At 72.9% G+C, this 3,021-nt stretch carries 4 protein-coding genes; 3 read left to right on the forward strand and 1 reads right to left on the reverse strand.

Annotated elements, in window-relative coordinates; translation table 11 throughout:
• Positions 1-260, reverse strand: a 260-nt coding sequence (locus AB0M20_RS35090; protein ID WP_364304760.1) for a hypothetical protein, incomplete at its 3' end; no start/stop codon positions are given.
• 98 nt (positions 261-358) lie between these two features.
• Between AB0M20_RS35090 and AB0M20_RS35095 the strand changes: the two genes are divergently transcribed.
• From AB0M20_RS35095 to AB0M20_RS35105, 3 genes are all read left to right on the forward strand, one after another.
• On the forward strand, positions 359-1,306 hold the full coding sequence (locus AB0M20_RS35095; RefSeq protein WP_364304762.1) for an ROK family glucokinase: 948 nt from the start codon (positions 359-361) through the stop codon (positions 1,304-1,306).
• Positions 1,307-1,326: 20 nt separating this feature from the next.
• A complete protein-coding gene (locus AB0M20_RS35100) occupies positions 1,327-1,980 on the forward strand; it encodes an endonuclease/exonuclease/phosphatase family protein (protein WP_364304764.1) in 654 nt (217 codons plus the stop codon).
• A 21-nt stretch (positions 1,981-2,001) separates the two neighbouring features.
• A partial coding sequence (locus AB0M20_RS35105; protein WP_364304766.1) for an NAD(P)-binding domain-containing protein occupies positions 2,002-3,021 on the forward strand: 1,020 nt, incomplete at its 3' end.

A 3,021-nucleotide genomic window follows, 5' to 3' on the forward strand; every position in this document is an offset into this window, starting at 1 on the left:
AGCGGGAGGCTGCCGCCGTTGCTGAGCGGGAGGCTGCCGCCGTTGCTGAGCGGGAAGCCGCCGCTGTTCGCGACGCGGAAGGCCGAGCCGCCGCCGGCCGGGACGAGTCGGCGACTCCGATGGGCCCGCCGAGCACGCCCGGGGGATCGGACGGGGGACCTCGCGTCTCGGATCGTGGTGATGCGGGCGCGAGTGGGAGTTCGGGCGTGAATCATGATGGTGCGGGCGACGCGGACCGGGACTGACGCAACAGCTTGCACGGCAACGGCAGTAGATCGACAGGGCAGATCGACAGGGCGGCGAACCAGAGGCGACGGGGCCGGGCGCGGTTGAGCCGGGACAACGAAAGAAGGATGGCTTGCTGACCATCGGAGTCGACGTGGGCGGCACCAAGGTGGCCGGTGGCGTGGTGGACGACCATGGGAAGGTGCTGGCGTCCAACCGCAAGCCGACGCCCGCCGACGACCAGGCCGGGACCCGCGACACGATCGTCGAGGTGGCCGCCGAGCTGGCCCGCGACTTTCCCGAGGTGACCGCGGTCGGGATCGGCGCCGCGGCCTGGATCGACGCGGCCGGGTCGACCGTACTCTTCGCGCCCAACCTCGCCTGGCGTGACGAACCGCTGCGCGACTACGTGACCAAGGCCGTCGGCCTGCCCACCGTGCTGGAGAACGACGCCAACGTCGCCGCCTGGGCGGAGTTCCGCTACGGCGCCGCCCGGCAGGCCGACGACTCGATGGTGATGATCACCGTGGGCACCGGCATCGGCGGCGGCATCGTGCTGAACGGCGCGCTGTGGCGCGGCGCCAACGGGATCGCCGGCGAGCTCGGGCACATCCAGTCGGTGGCGGACGGGCATCCCTGCGGGTGCGGGCGGCTGGGCTGCCTCGAGCAGTACGCCAGCGGCAACGCCCTGGTCCGGTTCGCCCGGGCCGGCGCCCGGCAGGAGCCCGACCGCGCGGCTCTGCTGCTGGAGCTCTCCGGCGGCGACCCGCTCGCCATCACCGGCCGGCAGATCACCGAGGCCGCGCAGCACGGCGACGGCGTGGCCCGCGACGCGTTCGCGCAGATCGGCTACTGGCTGGGGGTCGCGATGGCCGACCTGGCGCAGAGCTTCGACCCGCAGGTGCTGGTGGTCGGCGGCGGCGTGATCGACGCCGGCGACCTGCTGATGGGGCCGACCGTCCGCGCGTACCACGATCAGCTCGCCCAGCGTGACCGCTTCCCGGTCGCCGACATCCGGGCCGCCGAGACCGGCAACACCGCGGGCGTCCTCGGCGCCGCCGACCTGGCCCGGCGGATGTAGAGGTGGTTCCGCTACGGGTGATGACCTACAACGTCCACGGGCTGAAGGACGACCGCGCGGCGCTCACCGGCCTGATCCGGGACGAGGAACCCGACGTGGTGATCGTGCAGGAGGCGCCCCGGCGGTTCCGCTGGCGGCACAAGTGCGCGGCGCTCGCCGACGACGTCGGCATGGTGGTCGGCGAGGGCGGGCTCCCGTCGCTGGGCAACCTGCTGCTGGTCAGCCTGCGGGTCAAGGTCGTGCACTCGTGGTCGGTGCGCTACCCGTTGACGCCCGGCCGGCACATGCGCGGCGCCGCCTTCGCCCGGTGCGCGGTCCGCGGGGCCACCTTCACCGTCTCCGGCTCGCACCTGTCCACCGATCCGCTGGAGCGGCCGTCGCAGGCCGACCGGTGGAAGCGGGAGATGGCCGGCATCGAGGGCCCGGTGATCGCCGGCGGCGACCTCAACGAGGGGCCGGGCGGCGGCGCCTGGCGGACCGTCGCGGACGGTCTGACCGCGTCCGGGACCTCGACGCTGACGTTTCCGGCGAGGCTGCCCCGGCACACGCTCGACGTGATCTTCGCGAGTCCGGACGTCGCCATCGAGTCGTACCGGGTGATCGACACCGACCGCGCGCGGATGGCCAGCGACCATCTCCCGGTCGTCGCGGATCTGGCCCTTCCCAGCACGTAGAAAACCAGGCAGGATTTCCGGGTGCCAGACACCCCGGAGCTCGACACGCCTGACGTGGCCGACCGGCACGACGCGGTGTGCGTCATCGGCGCCGGCGCCAGCGGGCTCACCGCGATCAAGAATCTGCGCGAGCACGGCTTCGAGGTCGACTGCTACGAGCGCGACACGTCGGTGGGCGGCGGGTGGAACTGGCGGCACGACCGCAGCCCGGTGTCGTCGTCGACGCATCTCATCTCGTCGCGGCCGCTGACCGAGTTCCCCGACTTCCCGATGCCGGACGACTGGCCCGACTACCCGCACCACGGCCAAGTGCTGTCCTATCTGGAGCGGTACGCCACCCACTTCGGCCTCACCGAGCACGTGTGGTTCGGCACCGAGGTGGTGTCCGTGACGCCGGTGGGCCCGGAGGGCGGCCCGGCACGGTGGGACGTCACCACGCGCAGCACGGGCGGCGGGGCCGAGCGGGTGCAGCGGTACGCGGCGGTCGTGGTGGCGAACGGCCACAACTGGGCGCCGCGGATGCCGGAGATCCCCGGGGAGTTCCGGGGGCGGCTGCTGCACGCGTCGGCGTACAAGAACCCGGCGGTCCTGCGTGGGCGCCGGGTGCTGGTGATCGGCGGCGGCAACACCGGCTGCGACATCGTGGTCGAGGCGGCGCAGCAGGCCGCGGAGGTGTGGCACTCGACCCGGCGCGGTTACTGGTACGCGCCGAAGTACGTCCTGGGCCGCCCGGCCGACCAGGTCAACGCGTCCATGCTGCGCATGCGCCTGCCGCTGCGGCTGCGCCAGTTCCTCTACCGCTTGTCGGTCCGTCTCTCCGCCGGCGACCTGACCCGTTACGGCCTCCCGGCGCCGGACCACCGCCCGTACGAGAGCCACCCGGTGGTGAACAGTCAGCTCGTCCACTACCTGGGCCACGGCCGCATCAGACCGGTCGCCGACGTGGCCCGATTCGACGGCTCGCGGGTCGAGCTGGTCGACCAGGAGACCGTGGAGCCCGATCTGGTGATCGCGGCGACCGGCTACCAGCCGCGGTTCGAG

Source organism: Actinoplanes sp. NPDC051633, assembly GCF_040681735.1.
GTDB lineage: Bacteria > Actinomycetota > Actinomycetes > Mycobacteriales > Micromonosporaceae > Actinoplanes.